Raw genomic sequence first — 14,214 nt, forward strand, 5'->3', positions numbered from 1 at the left:
GTCGGCGAACAGAGCCTGGCCCAACGCCCGTCAGAGAAATGTGGCCGAAATGGTATGCGCTCTATCAGCGGCAGATGAAGGTCACTCGTCTCAGAGAAAAACTTGAGAAGGAATTGCTCGAAGAGGCCGGTGGTCTTCCGGCAGCGACGCTGCCGAGTGTTGGAAAGGATGGCGTCGTTAAGGTTCATTCGTTTGCCGACATCAATCGAATGGCAACGCAGCTTAATGCCGGAGACCTGTCTCGGGCGCGCGCCGAGCTTCGAAGGCGCCGGAAACGATGGAAGGACGCGGATCAGCGTTTGGGATACAGCGCGGCGCTCGCTTTGGAGCAGGAGCTCGCGGAAGGGGCCGGAATATCGGGACGTGTCATGGGGATCACACCGCCCTCCTCCCTGATGGAAGTCACCGCGAAACTCCATTGCCTGATCGTCATGCACGATCCCGGCCTGAAGCTCGAAGATGCCCCCTGGCCCGAGCTGCGCACGATGCTGAAGGATCTTATCCGCCTTGCTGGGAAGCGCCGGCCGACATCATGCAAGCGATCTACACCGCCCGGCAAAGCGGCAGGCGTTCGGAGCATTCTAAACCTGGCGACACACTACCAAGAGGCGGCCAGGAAGCTTGGCGAGGGCTCGTCCAAGCCCAACCAGGCTCCACAGCGTCTTCTGGCGCTCCATGCGATGGAACTCTACCTGAATGCATTCCTGCTCGCCAAAGGCGTGGACCCCACGATGCTAGGCGGTTTCCGGCACGACCTCGGCGAACGAACGCGGATAGCGACCGACGCTGGCCTCATCCTGCGCAAGCGGACGGTGGCGCATCTGGCCACACTCTCTGCAAGCAACGAGCATCACGTCCTCGGCCATGCCCCGCAACCTGCGTCCACGCTGTCACAGATGAACCGAGTTATGGCGACGGTCGATGAGCTCTCGCGCAAGGTGCGAAAGGCATTGCGGGTCGCGCCAGTGCCACCCCGAGAGCAATACCTGGGAAGCACTCAGAAGGATTAGCATTCCGCAGGCTCGCCGACCTCTACCGTCGCAAGACGAAGGCCGATCTTGAAGCAGAAATCGAAATCGGCGCCCTGCTGGAGATTGATCATGGCGGCTAAACACAAGTGGATCCGTTGCTCAAAGCCCGACGCACGATACAAATTTGTTGACTTGTTCCCAATATGGGAATATGCATAACCCATGCAAATCATAGCGAAGTCCACTCTACGAGAGTTCTGGAGAAAACATCCTCAAGCAGAAGTCCCTCTCAAGACGTGGTACGCGATGGTTAGTAGCGCGATTTGGACGGAGCCGGCCGATGTGAAGGCGATGTTCGGCGCCAATGTCGACTTTGTCAGCGACAATCGCATCATATTCGACATTTCGGGCAACAAGTTTCGCCTGATCGTCCACGTTGCCTATCCATATAAGCGGATCCTGATCAAGTTCGTCGGCACCCACAAGGAATATGACAAGATAAACCCGGAGACAGTGTAATGGACAACATTCGAGCCATTAGGAACGATGCTGACCTCGCATGGGCGATTGCAGAGGTCGCGGCCTATTTTAACGACCAGCCGGAAATTGGGACGGAAGAGGCTGACCGTTTCGACGTGCTTTCGACGCTCATCGAAGCATATGAAGATGCCCACTACCCTATTGAAGCGCCTGAACCAATCGAGCTGATAAAGGCTCACATGGACATGTTCGGTCGCACTCAGGCCGACCTCGCCGTGCTTTTCGATTCCCGTTCGCGCGCCTCTGAGATCTTAAACAAAAAACGTGCACTGACCGTGGATATGATCAGACGCCTTCATAAGGCATGGGGTATCCCCGTTGAGTGCCTTGTCGAACCATACCACCTTGTCGGTCGTGAACTAGAGAGAGCCTGACCATCGTCTCCAGCGAAACGGTTGATATCTGCGTTCAACGCCATGGGCCATAGGCTGATTTCCACAAACTCAACATCAGATTACAGGCTGAACGCACATGATCGAGCGACCCTCCATTGGCTTTCCAGAATGGGGTCGTGATCGGAGCGCCTTCGAAAATTGGGGGCTATGAAAATGAGCTGGAAGCAGGAAACCTCGCGCGGACATCCGATAGCCGGACCATCGATCGGATCGTCGAGGATCTTGCCCGTCGGGTTCTGACGACCGACGGGCTATCTTTCAGGCCGCGGCGCATGCGCAGCGGACGTTAGGTTTCCCGCATTCTCTACAGCCCGAAATCACCGACGAGCGGCTCGCGACAAGAACGCCATCAGCGTCGGTGGTTGGGCTCGCCAGCGACCGGAAACTGTTCAGGCCCCAACGAGAAGAGCGTGTCGGGATCAGCTGTGAGGTCCAGTTTGCCGGAGATCGAGGTTTTCCGGTCAATCGGTTCAAGGCACCGGAACCGCTCGATTTCCACAATAAACGACTTTGACTACTGAGGCATGGATCCTCCAGGCGACGATGCTCAAGCACGACGATAGTCCGAAGAACGGCCAACGCGACGCCCTTGTTCGGCAGTTCCTGGGTGTTTGATTTTGACATGTATTGGGGCGGCAGGCGCACTGTTGCATGGATCCGGCAGGCAGTCGGGGCGCAGCTGCCATCGCCATATTCCTTTTGGCCGCTGAGCCAGGCCACGTCCTTCGCGGGCTCGATGAGGCATGTCTGATCGAAGACCGGCTTCGCCTCGATCGTCCTCCCGCAACGGCCTTCCAAAACTTTCTTCCCCTGAGCGCGGTACGCCCATTCCTCGCGGAACAACAAAGTTTCTCCTGGCCGCCCTCCACCTTGTTCCGGCCCTTCAGGTGCGGCCCGATCGCCCCCGATCCTTCACCACCTCCGAAACCGGCTTCAACGGCTCGATCCGCACGCTCGCCCTCAACGTCAGGGCCCGCATCGCCCGCATCGAAACTCCCTCCGACAAGGGCCCGCACTTCCGCATCTATGCCGACAATGTCGATTATGCTGAGAACGTGATTATGCAGAGTGTCGGTCGCTGAAGGCCGGATTTGCCGGTGATTGCGGCGGATTCTGCTCCGCATAATCCCGGAGGCTGAGATGGATAGTGCGTCTTAAAAAACGGACGCCTTTGGCCTATGCTGATCCCCACGATCATTTTGGCGAAAGCTGCAAAGTTGGCGGAAAAGAATGATGTATGGGAGAACATTGCTCGCATTCGACGGCGGCTGGCTGATCTGAATGATGAGCGGAAGGCGCTTGAGCGTGAACTGGAAGCGGTTGAGCAACAGCTGATTTCCGATAGCCAGGCCGACGCAGAGAAGCCAGCCTTCGCCGACGCCCCTGTTACCAACAGCTCACCGTCGATGGAGAAGGTGGAGTTATTCCGGCAGCTGTTTGCCGGGCGCCCCGACGTCTTCCCGGTTCGCTGGAACAACAAGAAGGACGGACGCTCCGGCTATTCACCGGCCTGTTCTAATGAGTGGGCGAAAGGAATCTGCGGCAAGCCGAAGGTGAAATGTGGGGACTGCCCGCATCAGGCTTTCATCCCATATTCCGAAGATATCATCGAAAAGCACCTTCGTGGCGGAGATGCCCGTTCAAGCGACTTTGTTGCCGGCGTATATCCATTGCTGCAGGACGAGACATGCTGGTTCCTTGCTGCTGACTTCGACAAGGAAAGCTGGGTAGACGACACCAGAGCTCTGCTGGCCACTTGCCGTGCAAAAGGAATTTCCGCTGCCCTCGAACGGTCGAGGTCTGGAAACGGTGGCCATGTCTGGATATTCTTCTCCGAACCCGTTCCCGCAAAGATCGCACGACAACTTGGTGCCGCGCTAATAACGGAGACGATGGAGAACCGTCCCGAGATCGGCTTCACGTCTTACGACCGTTTCTTTCCTAACCAGGATACGATGCCACTTGGCGGCTTCGGCAATCTGATCGCGCTTCCTCTGCAAAGGAAAGCCCGTGAAAATGGCAACAGCGTTTTTGTCGATGGCGACCTACGACCTTACGATGACCAGTGGGCATACCTGTCGTCTTTGCCCAGGTTATCGGCGGACGAAGTCTTCAGGATTGCCGACGAAGCCGAATTGTCGGGGCGGGTCTTGGGCGTCCGGATGCCAGTCGATGACGAACATGCCGATGAGCCGTGGAAGATGTTGCCGTCACGTCGTAGCGAGCCGCGGCGAATAGAGGCTGCGATCCCGCAAAGCATCAAGGTCGTGATCGCTGATCAGGTTTACATTGATAGGACCGAGCTTCCGTCCGCGCTGATTGCGCAGTTCGTGCGCCTGGCAGCATTCCAAAACCCGGAATTCTATCGTGCGCAAGCAATGCGATTGCCGGCATTCGGCAAGCCTCGGATCATCTCATGTGCCGAACTTCACCCACACCATGTCGCTCTGCCACGAGGCTGCTTCGACGAAGCGATTGAACTCATCAAGAGCCATGGCGCGACCGCCATTTTGGAGGATCTCCGCGAAGATGGAGAGGCTCTACCCGCCGGCGTCTCGTTCCAAGGGGAACTGCGACGGCCACAATCGCGGGCCTTTGATGCTCTTGTCTCCAACGATAACGGCGTGCTGGCCGCCACGACCGCCTTCGGCAAGACAGTTGTCGCCGCCGCACTCACAGCACATCGAAGCCGCAACACGCTAGTTCTTGTTCACCGCAGGGAGCTTCTCACCCAATGGGTTGAGCGTCTGAGTTCCTTCCTGAGCATCGACCCGAAGCAGATCGGCATCATCGGTGGCGGGAAAAGGAAGCCGACAGGGATCGTTGATGTGGCGCTGATCCAAAGCCTGGTTCGGAATGGCGAGGTCGATGACATTGTCGGCAATTACGGTCATCTGATTGTCGACGAGTGCCACCATCTGTCCGCTGCCAGTTTTGAACTTGTCGCTCGCAGATCCAAGGCGCGATATGTCGTCGGCTTATCTGCCACCGTTGCCCGAAAGGACGGTCATCATCCGATCATCTTCATGCAATGCGGGCCCGTTCGCCATCGGGTCGATGCAAGAGTTCAAGCTGCCGAGCGTGGTATTCGCCATCGTGCCCGCGACCGTTCGACCAAGTTTGAGTTGCCAGCGTCACTCGTCTCGGCAGAGCGCCCGTCAATGCCAGCGATCTATGCGGCCCTTGCGCAGGACCAAGGCCGAAATGACCTGATATTCGATGACGTGTTGAAATCTCTCGAGGCCAGACGTTCGCCCATCCTGCTAACGGAGCGGAAGGATCACCTCGATTATCTCCAGCAGAAGTTCGGCCGTTCGTGAAAAATCTGGTGGTGCTGCGCGGTGGCATGTCGGCGAAGGATCGCAAGCAAGCCAACACGGCGTTGAATGTCGCAGACGATGATGAGCGCCTGATACTTGCGATAGGGCGCTATATCGGGGAAGGCTTCGACGACGCCCGGCTCGACACATTGTTCCTGACCATGCCGATCGCCTGGAAGGGAACTCTGGCGCAGTATGTCGGCCGTCTGCATCGCCAGCATGATGGCAAGCGGGACGTCCTGGTCGTCGATTATGTCGACAGCACCGTTCCGGTGCTGGCCCGGATGGCCGCAAAGCGACGATTGGGTTATCGCGCGCTGGGCTATGTGATCGAATGAGGGCGCCCCGCTTTGAGCGGAGCGCCGTGGTTCTGGTCAGCGTGACCAGATGAGCTTGTGCTCGCCCTTGTCGCCCTGGACGAGGGAAGCGTAGACGGGCGCCGTGAAGGACGGATCGTCGAGCTTGAGCGAGAGGTATTCGGCGCCCGTTTCGCGGGCTGTCCGGCTCCAGCCTGCTCCGAACTCGACACCCGTTGCTGTGACCCGGAAGTCGGGTGCGCGGTCGTTGTCGCGGTCGCAGGGCTTGATGGATGCCTTGACGTTGAGGGTGAGGGTCTTGATGGTGCCGTTGTAGGCGCCGGTTTCGTCGCGGGTGAAGGTGCCGATCTGAGCCATTGTCGTATCTCCTGAGGTTGTTCGAAGCCGCCCGATGCGGCCTCGATGGCGGTCGAGAGGCGACGGATTGGACGGAATGCATCCGCAGGACCGCAGCGTTAGCGAAGGACGGTGGCAGCCGAGCTTGTTGGCTCGCGAGGAATGACCGCCTGCGGTCAGGGGAAGAAGGTCGGCGGAGCCGTTGCAGGCCAGGGCCGGTCCGGTGCCAGACCAGCCCAAAAGAGAGGCCGTATGGGGGGCTTCGCGCCGTCAGCAGAGAACGACGTGAATGATCGATGTCTCCTCATCAGCATGATCAGCGCCGCCGCCGGTGCGTTACCCCTCCCGCCGTCCCAGCCGCCGTCTCACCAGATTCAAAACACGCCGCGCGTGCCTCTTTTGGCAACCCCAGGGGGTGAGGCTGGAAAAGCTGCCCGCCGACGCTGGAATGGCTTTGAAACCTCCGATTTGTTCCTACGGGCCGGACTTCCCCGGCGCCAACAAGCAAATCGAGGAAATCAACGTGACAAAGCGAAAGTACAGACATCGCCGCAGTGTCGATGTTCGGATCAACTGGCTACAGCCGCATGTTGACGAGTTCAAGGAGTGGCTTTCTCAGCAGAATTATTCCCCTGCAGCGATCGTCGAGGTGGTGCGTCTACTGGCATTGTGGGGCGATTGGGTACGTGCTGCTGGCTTCGGCGTCGAAACACTTGCCGCTGGCTTGAACGCATCAGAATCGGCGTTCCAGGGTAGCAAGAATGCCCGTGCGCCACAGGGGGCTTCTGGACTGTTTGTCGGATATCTGCGCGAGTGCACCGTTCTGGAGCAGGAGCGGCCGTCGTCACTGGAGAGGACTTGGCCGGCACTAGCCACCTTCGGTTGCTGGATGCGGGAGCAACGCGGCATCAAGGACTCGACGCTCAACACCTACCAGCCGATATTGGTCGATCTATTTATATCGCTCGGCACAGATCCTGTGGTTTATACGGCCGCCGCGATCCGGGACTTCGTACTTGAGCGAGCGAAGCCGCACGGACGTTGGCGGGCGCGGGGCATCACTGTCGCCACGCGCGCCTACCTCAAGTATCTCGTCGCGATGGGGCAATGCCCTATCGGTCGGGAACATGCGGTTCCGAGCTTCGCGAACTGGCAACTGGCGACAACACCGCGCTTTCTTGGCCAAAGCGACATCGACCGCCTCCTTGCCACCTGTGAGGGCGAAAGCCGCTTACGCGACCGCGCTGTCATGCTGCTTCTGGCTCGGTTGGGCCTCAGGGCGAGTGAAGTCGCTAATCTCACTTTCGGTGACATCGATTGGAAGAATGGCCGAATAACGCTTGTCGGAAAGGTCCGGCGTGAGGAATGGCTGCCGCTGCCTCAAGACGTTGGCGATGCTATGTTAGCTTATATCGAGCGGGCAAGGCCGCGCGTTGCGACAACCCGGGTGTTGCTGACGGATATCGCACCGATCAGGCCGCTGAGCCGCATTGCCGTGAAATGTATTGTGCGTCGCGCTCTCGACAGAGCAGGGATTGAAAGTATCCATCGCGGCGCGCATGTGCTGCGGCACTCGGCGGCGACAGCAATGCTGCGTAGCGGCGCAAGCCTTGCAGGCGTCGGGGCCGTGTTGCGTCACCGCTCTCCATCGACGACGGCGCTGTATGCCAAAGTAGACATCGGTCTCTTGTCCGAAATCGCACAGCCATGGGGCGGGAGGCTGCCATGCTGAGCGCCGACATCAACCGCTACATCAGTCTGCGCCGCGCGCTAGGTTACAAGCTTGTCCGGGCCGAGCGGCGTCTTCTTGCATTCGCGCGCTTCGCAGCAGAACGCGACGAGAGCCACATTCGCACAGCAACGGCTCTTACCTGGTTACCCACGGCTGCCAAAAGCCCGAACGCCATGGCCCATCGCCTCACGGACTTGATCCAGTTTGCTCGCTTCATGCAGGCGGAGGATCCTCGGCACGAAATACCGCCCGCAGAGATCAAGCGGATCACCAATCGACCGGTTCCCTATATCTATACTGCGGCCGAGATCGCCCGGATTCTCGATGCCGCCGGCAATCTACGGCACCAAAGGCCCAATCCACTGCGTCGCGAGCTCTATGTTATGCTCTTTGGGCTGATCGCAGCGACTGGCATGCGTGTGTCCGAAGCTGTTGCGCTCAGGCTCGACGATATCCTGCCTGACGGCGTGTTGCGCATTCGCGAAACCAAGTTCTGCAAGAGTCGGCTGGTGCCGCTACACCCGACCGTCGTTGAGGCGCTCAAACGCTATCTTGGGGGCAGGTGCCAACTTGCGAGCGACAGTGATTGGCTCTTCCTATCCACAGAACACCGACAAATGTGCTTGAGGATAGTGAATTACACATTCCGTTGCGTCACACGACGAGCGGGCATCTTGTCGGAGCGAAGTCAGCAGCCGCGCATCCATGACCTCCGACATACGTTCGCGACCCGCGCCTTGGAACAATGCGGCGCCGGACGCAGCGAAGTTGCTCGGCACTTCGTCGCCCTGTCGACATACCTGGGCCATGTCAGTATCCACAATACATACTGGTATCTTCAGGCGACGCCGGAAATGATGGTCGACATCGCCGCGGCGGCAGAAACATTGTTCAGGGAGGACGATGCATGACGGCGCTCGCCCCTCTCATCACCGGCTTCCTCCGAGACTACATGCCATGCCAGCGAGGCTATAGTCCACAAAGCTGCGAGACGTATGCGTTCAGCTACAAGCTCTTGTTCGACTTCGCAGCAAAAAGGCTCGGAACTCGCCCGTCGCTGCTTACAATCGAAGACCTCGACGCGCCGATGATCGTGGCATTCCTCGCGCACATTGAACAGGATCGCAGCAACGGCGCCTCAACGCGCAATGTGCGGCTCGCCGCCATCAAGGCGTTCATGCGCTACCTCGAGCACAAGGTGCCCTCCACCTTGGAGCAGATCGGCCAGATTCACGCGATCCCGACCAAGCGCCATGACCAGAAGCTTATTCGTCATTTGACTATGGAAGAGGTCCGCGCGGTTCTTAACGCGCCCGACCTTGCGACGAGATCTGGCATCCGTGACCGGGCAATGATGCATCTTTGCTTCGCCGGAGGCTTGCGGGTCTCCGAACTTGTCGGCGTTCGGACGGAAAACCTATCGCTTCGACACGGCGCAAGCCTGACGGTTCTAGGAAAAGGCCGCAAGGAACGCTGCCTACCGCTCTGGAAGGATACTGCACGGGACCTTCGCGCTTGGTTAAGTGTCCGGGGAGCAGTGCGCGTCCCGGAGCTCTTCGTCAATGCTCAGGGCGATCCGATGAGCCGTGCCGGCTTTGAGTATGTGCTCGACAAGCATGTCGGCAAAGCTGCCGAGAACTGCGCATCACTTCGCGATCGCCGCGTCTCACCTCACCAGCTTCGGCACAGCTGTGCAGTCGTCATGCTGCAGGCAACCCGCGACATCCGCAAGGTCGCCCGGTGCCTAGGATCATGATCAATCCTTCGGCGCGCTTTCGATCAACCGAAGGCGTCAAAGCGCCCTTTCCGATACGATGCCTATGAGATCGTCGCGATGATGGCGAGAACGACCAGTTAAGCCTCTTTCTTTCGGCCTTATAGCGAGCTCGGTTTCATCTTGTATTTATCGACGAGACGAACAACAGGAGGAGGTGTGCGAGCGGCGGACGCAGTCGGTCCCGCCTGCCCTGCGGGCCTGTCTGTTCAGGCTCCTGCGGCTGCGCTGTCTCCCGCTCCTCGCACGCCGAGAATTCCCGAAATCCCAACCTTGGGCGGATGCTCACGCTGATCTCTCCGACTCTTCATTGTCCTGGATCGGCCGCGCTCACTGCGTCGCGCGCAGGCCGCCCCGGCGACACTCTCGTTCCTCAGACCGCGAAAACCTGTTCGTTCCGACGCACCCTTTCATGTTCTCGCGCCGGAGCTAGATCGCGCGTCCACATCTCAGCGGCGCGTTGCCGGCCGTGAAGATGATCCGCTCGTCGGCGCGCATGCGAAGCACTTCATGCGGCAGTATCAATGGTAGCGCAGCCAGTTGTTTCGATCGCGTGCGCGACGATCCTCTTGGCTGGGAGCTACGACTGACCTGGTCGATCTCAACCGTCGTCATGCCGCAGCGGCGCGAGATATAATCCGCGGTTTCCGGATCGTTGATTGCTTGGCCGGAAAGGACCGCGAGGAGAACCTTATTCATTGTCATGGCTAAGCGCCTCCGTGCCGATCGTCATCAGGCGCGATCGCTCGGCATCGTCGTCTTCGATGCGCCGGCTTGCGTCGATCAGCAGACCCAGCAACAGCGCCCGCTTTTCATATCGCAGTCCAGCCTTCACGATCAGACCGCCAAGCGCGATCTTCTCGCGGGTGTCCTTCTTTCGCACGTCGCTCCTCATCGTTCGAGCCATCCGCTTAAGTCTCGCCAGCGCTGCCCTGAGCCTCGCCAGTCTCAACCATTGCAACCGATGCATCAGCGCTTCTACCGTCGGCGGCATCCTTCTCTCCGGTCGCCGCTCCCTTGCCTTCGCGAAAGCGTTTGGCGATATCCTCGAAGGCCGTCTGAAGTAGGACTTCGTCGATCTCGATTTCGCCAAGACCGCTCCTTAGCGCGAGTCTGCCGATACGTTCGGCCTCGCGCGCCTCCGCCTGCCTGAGCTGGTCTTTGAGCCGCGCGATGTCTTCTCTGATTTTTGACGAGGGTTTCTTCATTTCGGTCGTTCATCCTCTTTCGTTTGGCGGTGCATCGGCAGCGCCGAAACTCGCCCGTATGCCTATCCAAGGAAACGTGCAGATCTGCACGTCGGCAAAGCCGCCACTTTGACGGATGATCCCGGCCGTTCCGAAGGAGCGGGTCCAAGGGCGCAATTATACGTCGCTGACACGACGTCTTGCGTTGCGGCTCCGCCAGGGGGCTCGATTGGCCCGCCGCTCCGATGGACCGAGTTCGAACCAGGGAGCTTTCGTCGCCATGGCCATCGCCCACTTCTCCGTCAGCATCGTCAGCCGCGGCGACGGCCGTAGCGCGGTACTGTCGGCGGCCTACCGCCATTGCGCGAAAATGGAATACGAGCGCGAAGCCCGCACCCTCGACTATACCCGCAAGCAGGGACTGCTGCATGAGGAGTTCGCGCTTCCAGCCGATGCCCCGAATTGGGTGCGCGCGCTGATCGCCGACCGCTCGATCTCGGGTGCTTCGGAGGCCTTCTGGAACAAGGTCGAGGCGTTCGAGAAGCGATCCGATGCACAGCTCGCCCGTGACCTGACCATCGCTCTGCCACTCGAGCTCACGCCCGAGCAGAACATCGCGCTCGTACGGGACTTCGTCGAAAGACATGTCCTTTCGAACGGCATGGTCGCGGACTGGGTCTACCACGACAATCCCGGCAATCCGCATATCCACCTGATGACAACATTACGCCCGCTGACCGAGGCTGGTTTCGGCGCGAAGAAGGTTCCGGTCATCGGCGAGGATGGGCAACCACTCAGAACGAAGGCCGGCAAGATCGTCTATGAGCTCTGGGCCGGTTCGGCCGATGACTTCAATGCCCTGCGTGACGGATGGTTCGAACGGCAGAACCATCATTTGGCGATCAATGGTGTCGAGCTTCGCATCGATGGCCGCTCCTACGAAAAGCGGGGCATCGAGCTGGAGCCGACCATCCACCTTGGCGTCGGGACAAAGGCGATCGAGCGAAAGGCGGAAAGCCGGGGCGTCCGTGCGGAGCTCGAACGGCTGGACCTGAACGAGGCGCGACGGGCGGAAAACGCGCGGCGGATGCTTCGGCGCCCGCAGATCGTCCTCGACCTCATTACGCGTGAGAAGAGCGTGTTCGATGAACGCGACATCGCCAAGGTGCTGCACCGCTATGTCGACGATCACTACGTCTTCCAACAGCTCCTGGCGCGCGTCATGCAGAGCTCGGAATTGCTGCGCCTTCAGCGCGATACGATCGATTTGACGACCGGCGAGCGGGTGCGGTCGCGCTACACCACGCGGGAATTGATACGGCTCGAAGCCGAGATGGCGCGGCAGGCGACCTGGCTGTCGGAACGGAAAGCCAATGGCGTCTCCAAGAGCGTGCTGGAGGCGGTCTTCTCCCGTCACACGCGTCTCTCGCCCGAACAGAAGGCTGCGATCGAGCATGTTGCGGGCTCTGCACGGATCGCCGCCGTCGTCGGCCGCGCCGGTGCTGGCAAGACCACCATGATGAAGGCGGCCCGCGAGGCCTGGGAACTTGCCGGATATCGCGTTGTCGGCGCGGCCCTTGCCGGCAAGGCGGCCGAGGGTCTCGAGAAAGAAGCCGGCATCCGGAGCCGCACGCTCGCCTCTTGGGAACTGCGCTGGAAACAGCAGCGCGACATGCTGGATGCAGAGACGGTGTTCGTCATGGATGAGGCCGGTATGGTCGCGTCGAAGCAGATGGCGGGCTTCGTCGATGCAGCGGTCAGGGCTGGCGCGAAGATCGTCTTGGTCGGTGATCCCGAGCAACTGCAGCCGATCGAGGCGGGTGCTGCGTTCCGCGCCATTGTCGATCGCATCGGCTATGCCGAACTCGAGACGATCTATCGCCAGCGCGAGGACTGGATGCGGCATGCCTCGCTCGACCTGGCGCGCGGCAATATCGATGAGGCGCTTCTTGCCTATCGCCGCCGTGGTCATGTCATCGGTGAAACGTTGAAGGCGCAAGCCGTCGAGAGTCTGGTCGCATCGTGGAACCACGACTACGATCCGAACAAGTCCATGCTGATCTTGGCGCATCTGCGCCGCGACGTGCACATGCTCAATGGACTGGTCCGTACAAAGCTGGTCGAGCGTGGCATTGTCGGAGAAGGACATGCTTTCCAAACCGCGGATGGCACGCGCCGCTTCGACGCCGGCGACCAGATCGTCTTTCTGAAGAACGAGGGCTCGCTCGGCGTCAAGAACGGCATGATCGCTCATGTCGTCGAGGCCGCGCCGAACCGGATCATCGCCATGGTCGGCGAGGGCGATCTGCGGCGGCTGGTGACGGTCGAGCAGCGGTTCTACAGCAATCTCGATCATGGCTATGCCACCACGATCCATAAGAGCCAAGGTGCTACCGTCGATCGGGTGAAAGTGCTTGCCACGCTCTCACTCGACCGGCACCTGACATATGTCGCCATGACCCGCCATCGCGAGGATGTCCAGCTCTATTTCGGGCAGCGGTCGTTTCACTTGAACGGCGGCTTGACGAAGATCCTCTCGCGGAAGAACGCCAAGGAGACCACGCTCGATTACGAGCGCGGGACGCTCTATCGGCAGGCGCTCCGTTTTGCCGAAAACCGCGGCCTGCACATTTTCACGGTCGCGCGAACGCTGCTGCGTGACCGGCTCGACTGGACGCTACGTCAAAAGAACAGGCTCGCCGATCTCACCGACCGTTTGCGTGTGCTCGCCGAGCATCTCGGCTTGCGACAATCCCCGACAACACCATCAGCCAAGGAGTCAAAGCCCATGGTTGCCGGCATGACCCGGTTCGAGAGTTCCGTTGCGGATACGGTCGCACGGAAGCTCGACACCGATCCGTCGCTGAAGAAGCAGTGGGAAGAGGTCTCCATCCGCTTCCGTTACGTCTTCTCCGATCCGGAGACGGCATTCCGAGCGATGAACTTCGACGCCGCTCTTACCGACCGGCAGGCTGCTCGCGAGACGCTGCACAGGCTTGCCACCGAGCCGGCGTCGATCGGGCCACTCAATGGCAAGACCGGCATTCTCGCCAGCAAGGCGGATCGCGCGGCACGCCGCGTGGCCGAGGTCAATGTGCTGGCGCTGGCACGCGACCTCGAACGCTATCTCCAGATGCGCGAACACGCGGCAAAGCGGCTGGCGGCGGATGAGCAGGCGCTGCGCCAGCGTATGTCGATCGACATTCCCGCACTCTCGCCGGCCGTCCGCACGGTGCTGGAGCGCGCACGCGACGCGATCGATCGCAACGATCTTCCTGCGGCGCTGGCATACGCGCTGGGCAACCGCGAGATCAAACTCGAAATCGACGACTTCAACAAAGCCGTGGCCGAGCGGTTCGGCGACCGCACGCTGCTCACCAACAAAGCCCGCGAGCCGGCCGGTCCGCTCTTCGAGAAGCTCGCCGACGGTCTCCAGTCAAAGCAGCGCGAAGAGCTAAAGCAAGCCTGGCCAGTGATGCGGACAGGCCAGCAGCTCGCCGCCCATGAACGAATGACGGAAACGTTGAAACAGGCGGAGACGCTTCGCCAGACGAAGAACCAGGGGCTCTCGCTCAAATGAAGAAACCCGTGTTGGCGTTTGGAATGCGATTCAGAGGACGAGTTCAATCATGCTCGCAGCCG

General features: G+C 60.0%; 13 protein-coding genes and 3 pseudogenes. 11 read left to right on the forward strand and 5 right to left on the reverse strand.

The window, feature by feature from the left end; translation table 11 throughout:
• The first annotated feature begins 38 nt into the window (after window positions 1–38).
• The 4 genes and pseudogenes from HGP12_RS29430 (at window position 39) to HGP12_RS29440 (ending at window position 1,885) form a co-directional block, all read left to right on the forward strand.
• Complete coding sequence (locus HGP12_RS29430) at window positions 39–1,010, forward strand: hypothetical protein (protein WP_246703581.1); 972 nt, start codon at window positions 39–41, stop codon at window positions 1,008–1,010.
• A pseudogene (locus tag HGP12_RS34300) lies at window positions 1,001–1,111 on the forward strand (type II toxin-antitoxin system RelE/ParE family toxin); the annotation flags it as partial. The gene HGP12_RS29430 and the pseudogene HGP12_RS34300, both read left to right, overlap by 10 nt.
• A gap of 82 nt (window positions 1,112–1,193) precedes the next feature.
• On the forward strand, window positions 1,194–1,490 hold the full coding sequence (locus HGP12_RS29435) for a type II toxin-antitoxin system HigB family toxin (protein WP_168843066.1): 297 nt from the start codon (window positions 1,194–1,196) through the stop codon (window positions 1,488–1,490).
• Window positions 1,490–1,885, forward strand: coding sequence for a type II toxin-antitoxin system HigA family antitoxin (locus tag HGP12_RS29440; RefSeq protein ID WP_168843067.1), 396 nt, complete (start codon window positions 1,490–1,492; stop codon window positions 1,883–1,885). Before HGP12_RS29435 ends, HGP12_RS29440 begins: the two co-directional genes overlap by 1 nt.
• Before the next feature lie 279 nt (window positions 1,886–2,164).
• Here HGP12_RS29440 and HGP12_RS34930 read toward each other — a convergent pair whose 3' ends face one another.
• Window positions 2,165–2,749, reverse strand: a complete 585-nt coding sequence (locus HGP12_RS34930) for a hypothetical protein (RefSeq protein ID WP_168842964.1) — start codon at window positions 2,747–2,749, stop codon at window positions 2,165–2,167.
• Between the two features lie 44 nt (window positions 2,750–2,793).
• Between HGP12_RS34930 and HGP12_RS34310 the strand changes: the two are divergent.
• The 3 genes and pseudogenes from HGP12_RS34310 to HGP12_RS34315 form a co-directional block, all read left to right on the forward strand.
• Window positions 2,794–2,949, forward strand: a pseudogene (locus HGP12_RS34310) (DUF736 family protein); the annotation flags it as partial.
• A 135-nt stretch (window positions 2,950–3,084) separates the two neighbouring features.
• Window positions 3,085–5,226 carry a TOTE conflict system archaeo-eukaryotic primase domain-containing protein gene (locus HGP12_RS29455; protein WP_246703582.1) on the forward strand — a complete coding sequence of 714 codons (2,142 nt, stop codon included), beginning with the start codon at window positions 3,085–3,087 and terminating at the stop codon, window positions 5,224–5,226.
• A complete protein-coding gene (locus HGP12_RS34315; RefSeq protein ID WP_246703583.1) occupies window positions 5,223–5,564 on the forward strand; it encodes a DEAD/DEAH box helicase in 342 nt (113 codons plus the stop codon). Before HGP12_RS29455 ends, HGP12_RS34315 begins: the two co-directional genes overlap by 4 nt.
• Window positions 5,565–5,600: 36 nt before the next feature.
• Here the strand turns inward: HGP12_RS34315 and HGP12_RS29460 are convergent, their stop codons facing one another.
• Entirely contained in the window at window positions 5,601–5,900 is a 300-nt protein-coding gene (locus HGP12_RS29460) for a DUF736 domain-containing protein (RefSeq protein ID WP_024318408.1), read from the reverse strand.
• A gap of 394 nt (window positions 5,901–6,294) precedes the next feature.
• On the opposite strand from HGP12_RS29460, the gene HGP12_RS29465 reads away from it, so the two are divergent.
• Genes HGP12_RS29465 through HGP12_RS29475 form a run of 3 tightly spaced genes read left to right on the forward strand, consistent with a single transcriptional unit; the run spans window position 6,295 to window position 9,367 of the window.
• Complete coding sequence (locus HGP12_RS29465; RefSeq protein ID WP_312862953.1) at window positions 6,295–7,611, forward strand: tyrosine-type recombinase/integrase; 1,317 nt, start codon at window positions 6,295–6,297, stop codon at window positions 7,609–7,611.
• The gene (locus HGP12_RS29470) at window positions 7,605–8,522 is read left to right on the forward strand and encodes a tyrosine-type recombinase/integrase (RefSeq protein ID WP_168843069.1); all 918 of its coding nucleotides are present in this window, start codon (window positions 7,605–7,607) and stop codon (window positions 8,520–8,522) included. Before HGP12_RS29465 ends, HGP12_RS29470 begins: the two co-directional genes overlap by 7 nt.
• A complete protein-coding gene (locus tag HGP12_RS29475; RefSeq protein WP_168843070.1) occupies window positions 8,519–9,367 on the forward strand; it encodes a tyrosine-type recombinase/integrase in 849 nt (282 codons plus the stop codon). Before HGP12_RS29470 ends, HGP12_RS29475 begins: the two co-directional genes overlap by 4 nt.
• A gap of 447 nt (window positions 9,368–9,814) precedes the next feature.
• On the opposite strand, the pseudogene HGP12_RS29480 reads toward HGP12_RS29475, so the two are convergent.
• From HGP12_RS29480 to traC, 3 genes and pseudogenes are all read right to left on the reverse strand, one after another.
• Window positions 9,815–10,060: pseudogene (locus HGP12_RS29480) on the reverse strand (type IV secretory system conjugative DNA transfer family protein); the annotation flags it as partial.
• 16 nt (window positions 10,061–10,076) lie between these two features.
• The gene (gene traD, locus HGP12_RS29485; RefSeq protein WP_168843071.1) at window positions 10,077–10,292 is read right to left on the reverse strand and encodes a type IV conjugative transfer system coupling protein TraD; all 216 of its coding nucleotides are present in this window, start codon (window positions 10,290–10,292) and stop codon (window positions 10,077–10,079) included.
• Between the two features lie 4 nt (window positions 10,293–10,296).
• The gene (gene traC / locus HGP12_RS29490; RefSeq protein WP_168843072.1) at window positions 10,297–10,593 is read right to left on the reverse strand and encodes a conjugal transfer protein TraC; all 297 of its coding nucleotides are present in this window, start codon (window positions 10,591–10,593) and stop codon (window positions 10,297–10,299) included.
• A 259-nt stretch (window positions 10,594–10,852) separates the two neighbouring features.
• Here traC and traA point away from each other — a divergent pair, with 259 nt between their 5' ends.
• A complete protein-coding gene (gene traA / locus HGP12_RS29495) occupies window positions 10,853–14,152 on the forward strand; it encodes a Ti-type conjugative transfer relaxase TraA (RefSeq protein ID WP_168880004.1) in 3,300 nt (1,099 codons plus the stop codon).
• Window positions 14,153–14,214 lie beyond the last annotated feature (62 nt).

The organism is Rhizobium sp. P28RR-XV, from assembly GCF_012641385.1.
In the GTDB taxonomy this organism is placed as follows: Bacteria; Pseudomonadota; Alphaproteobacteria; order Rhizobiales; family Rhizobiaceae; genus Rhizobium.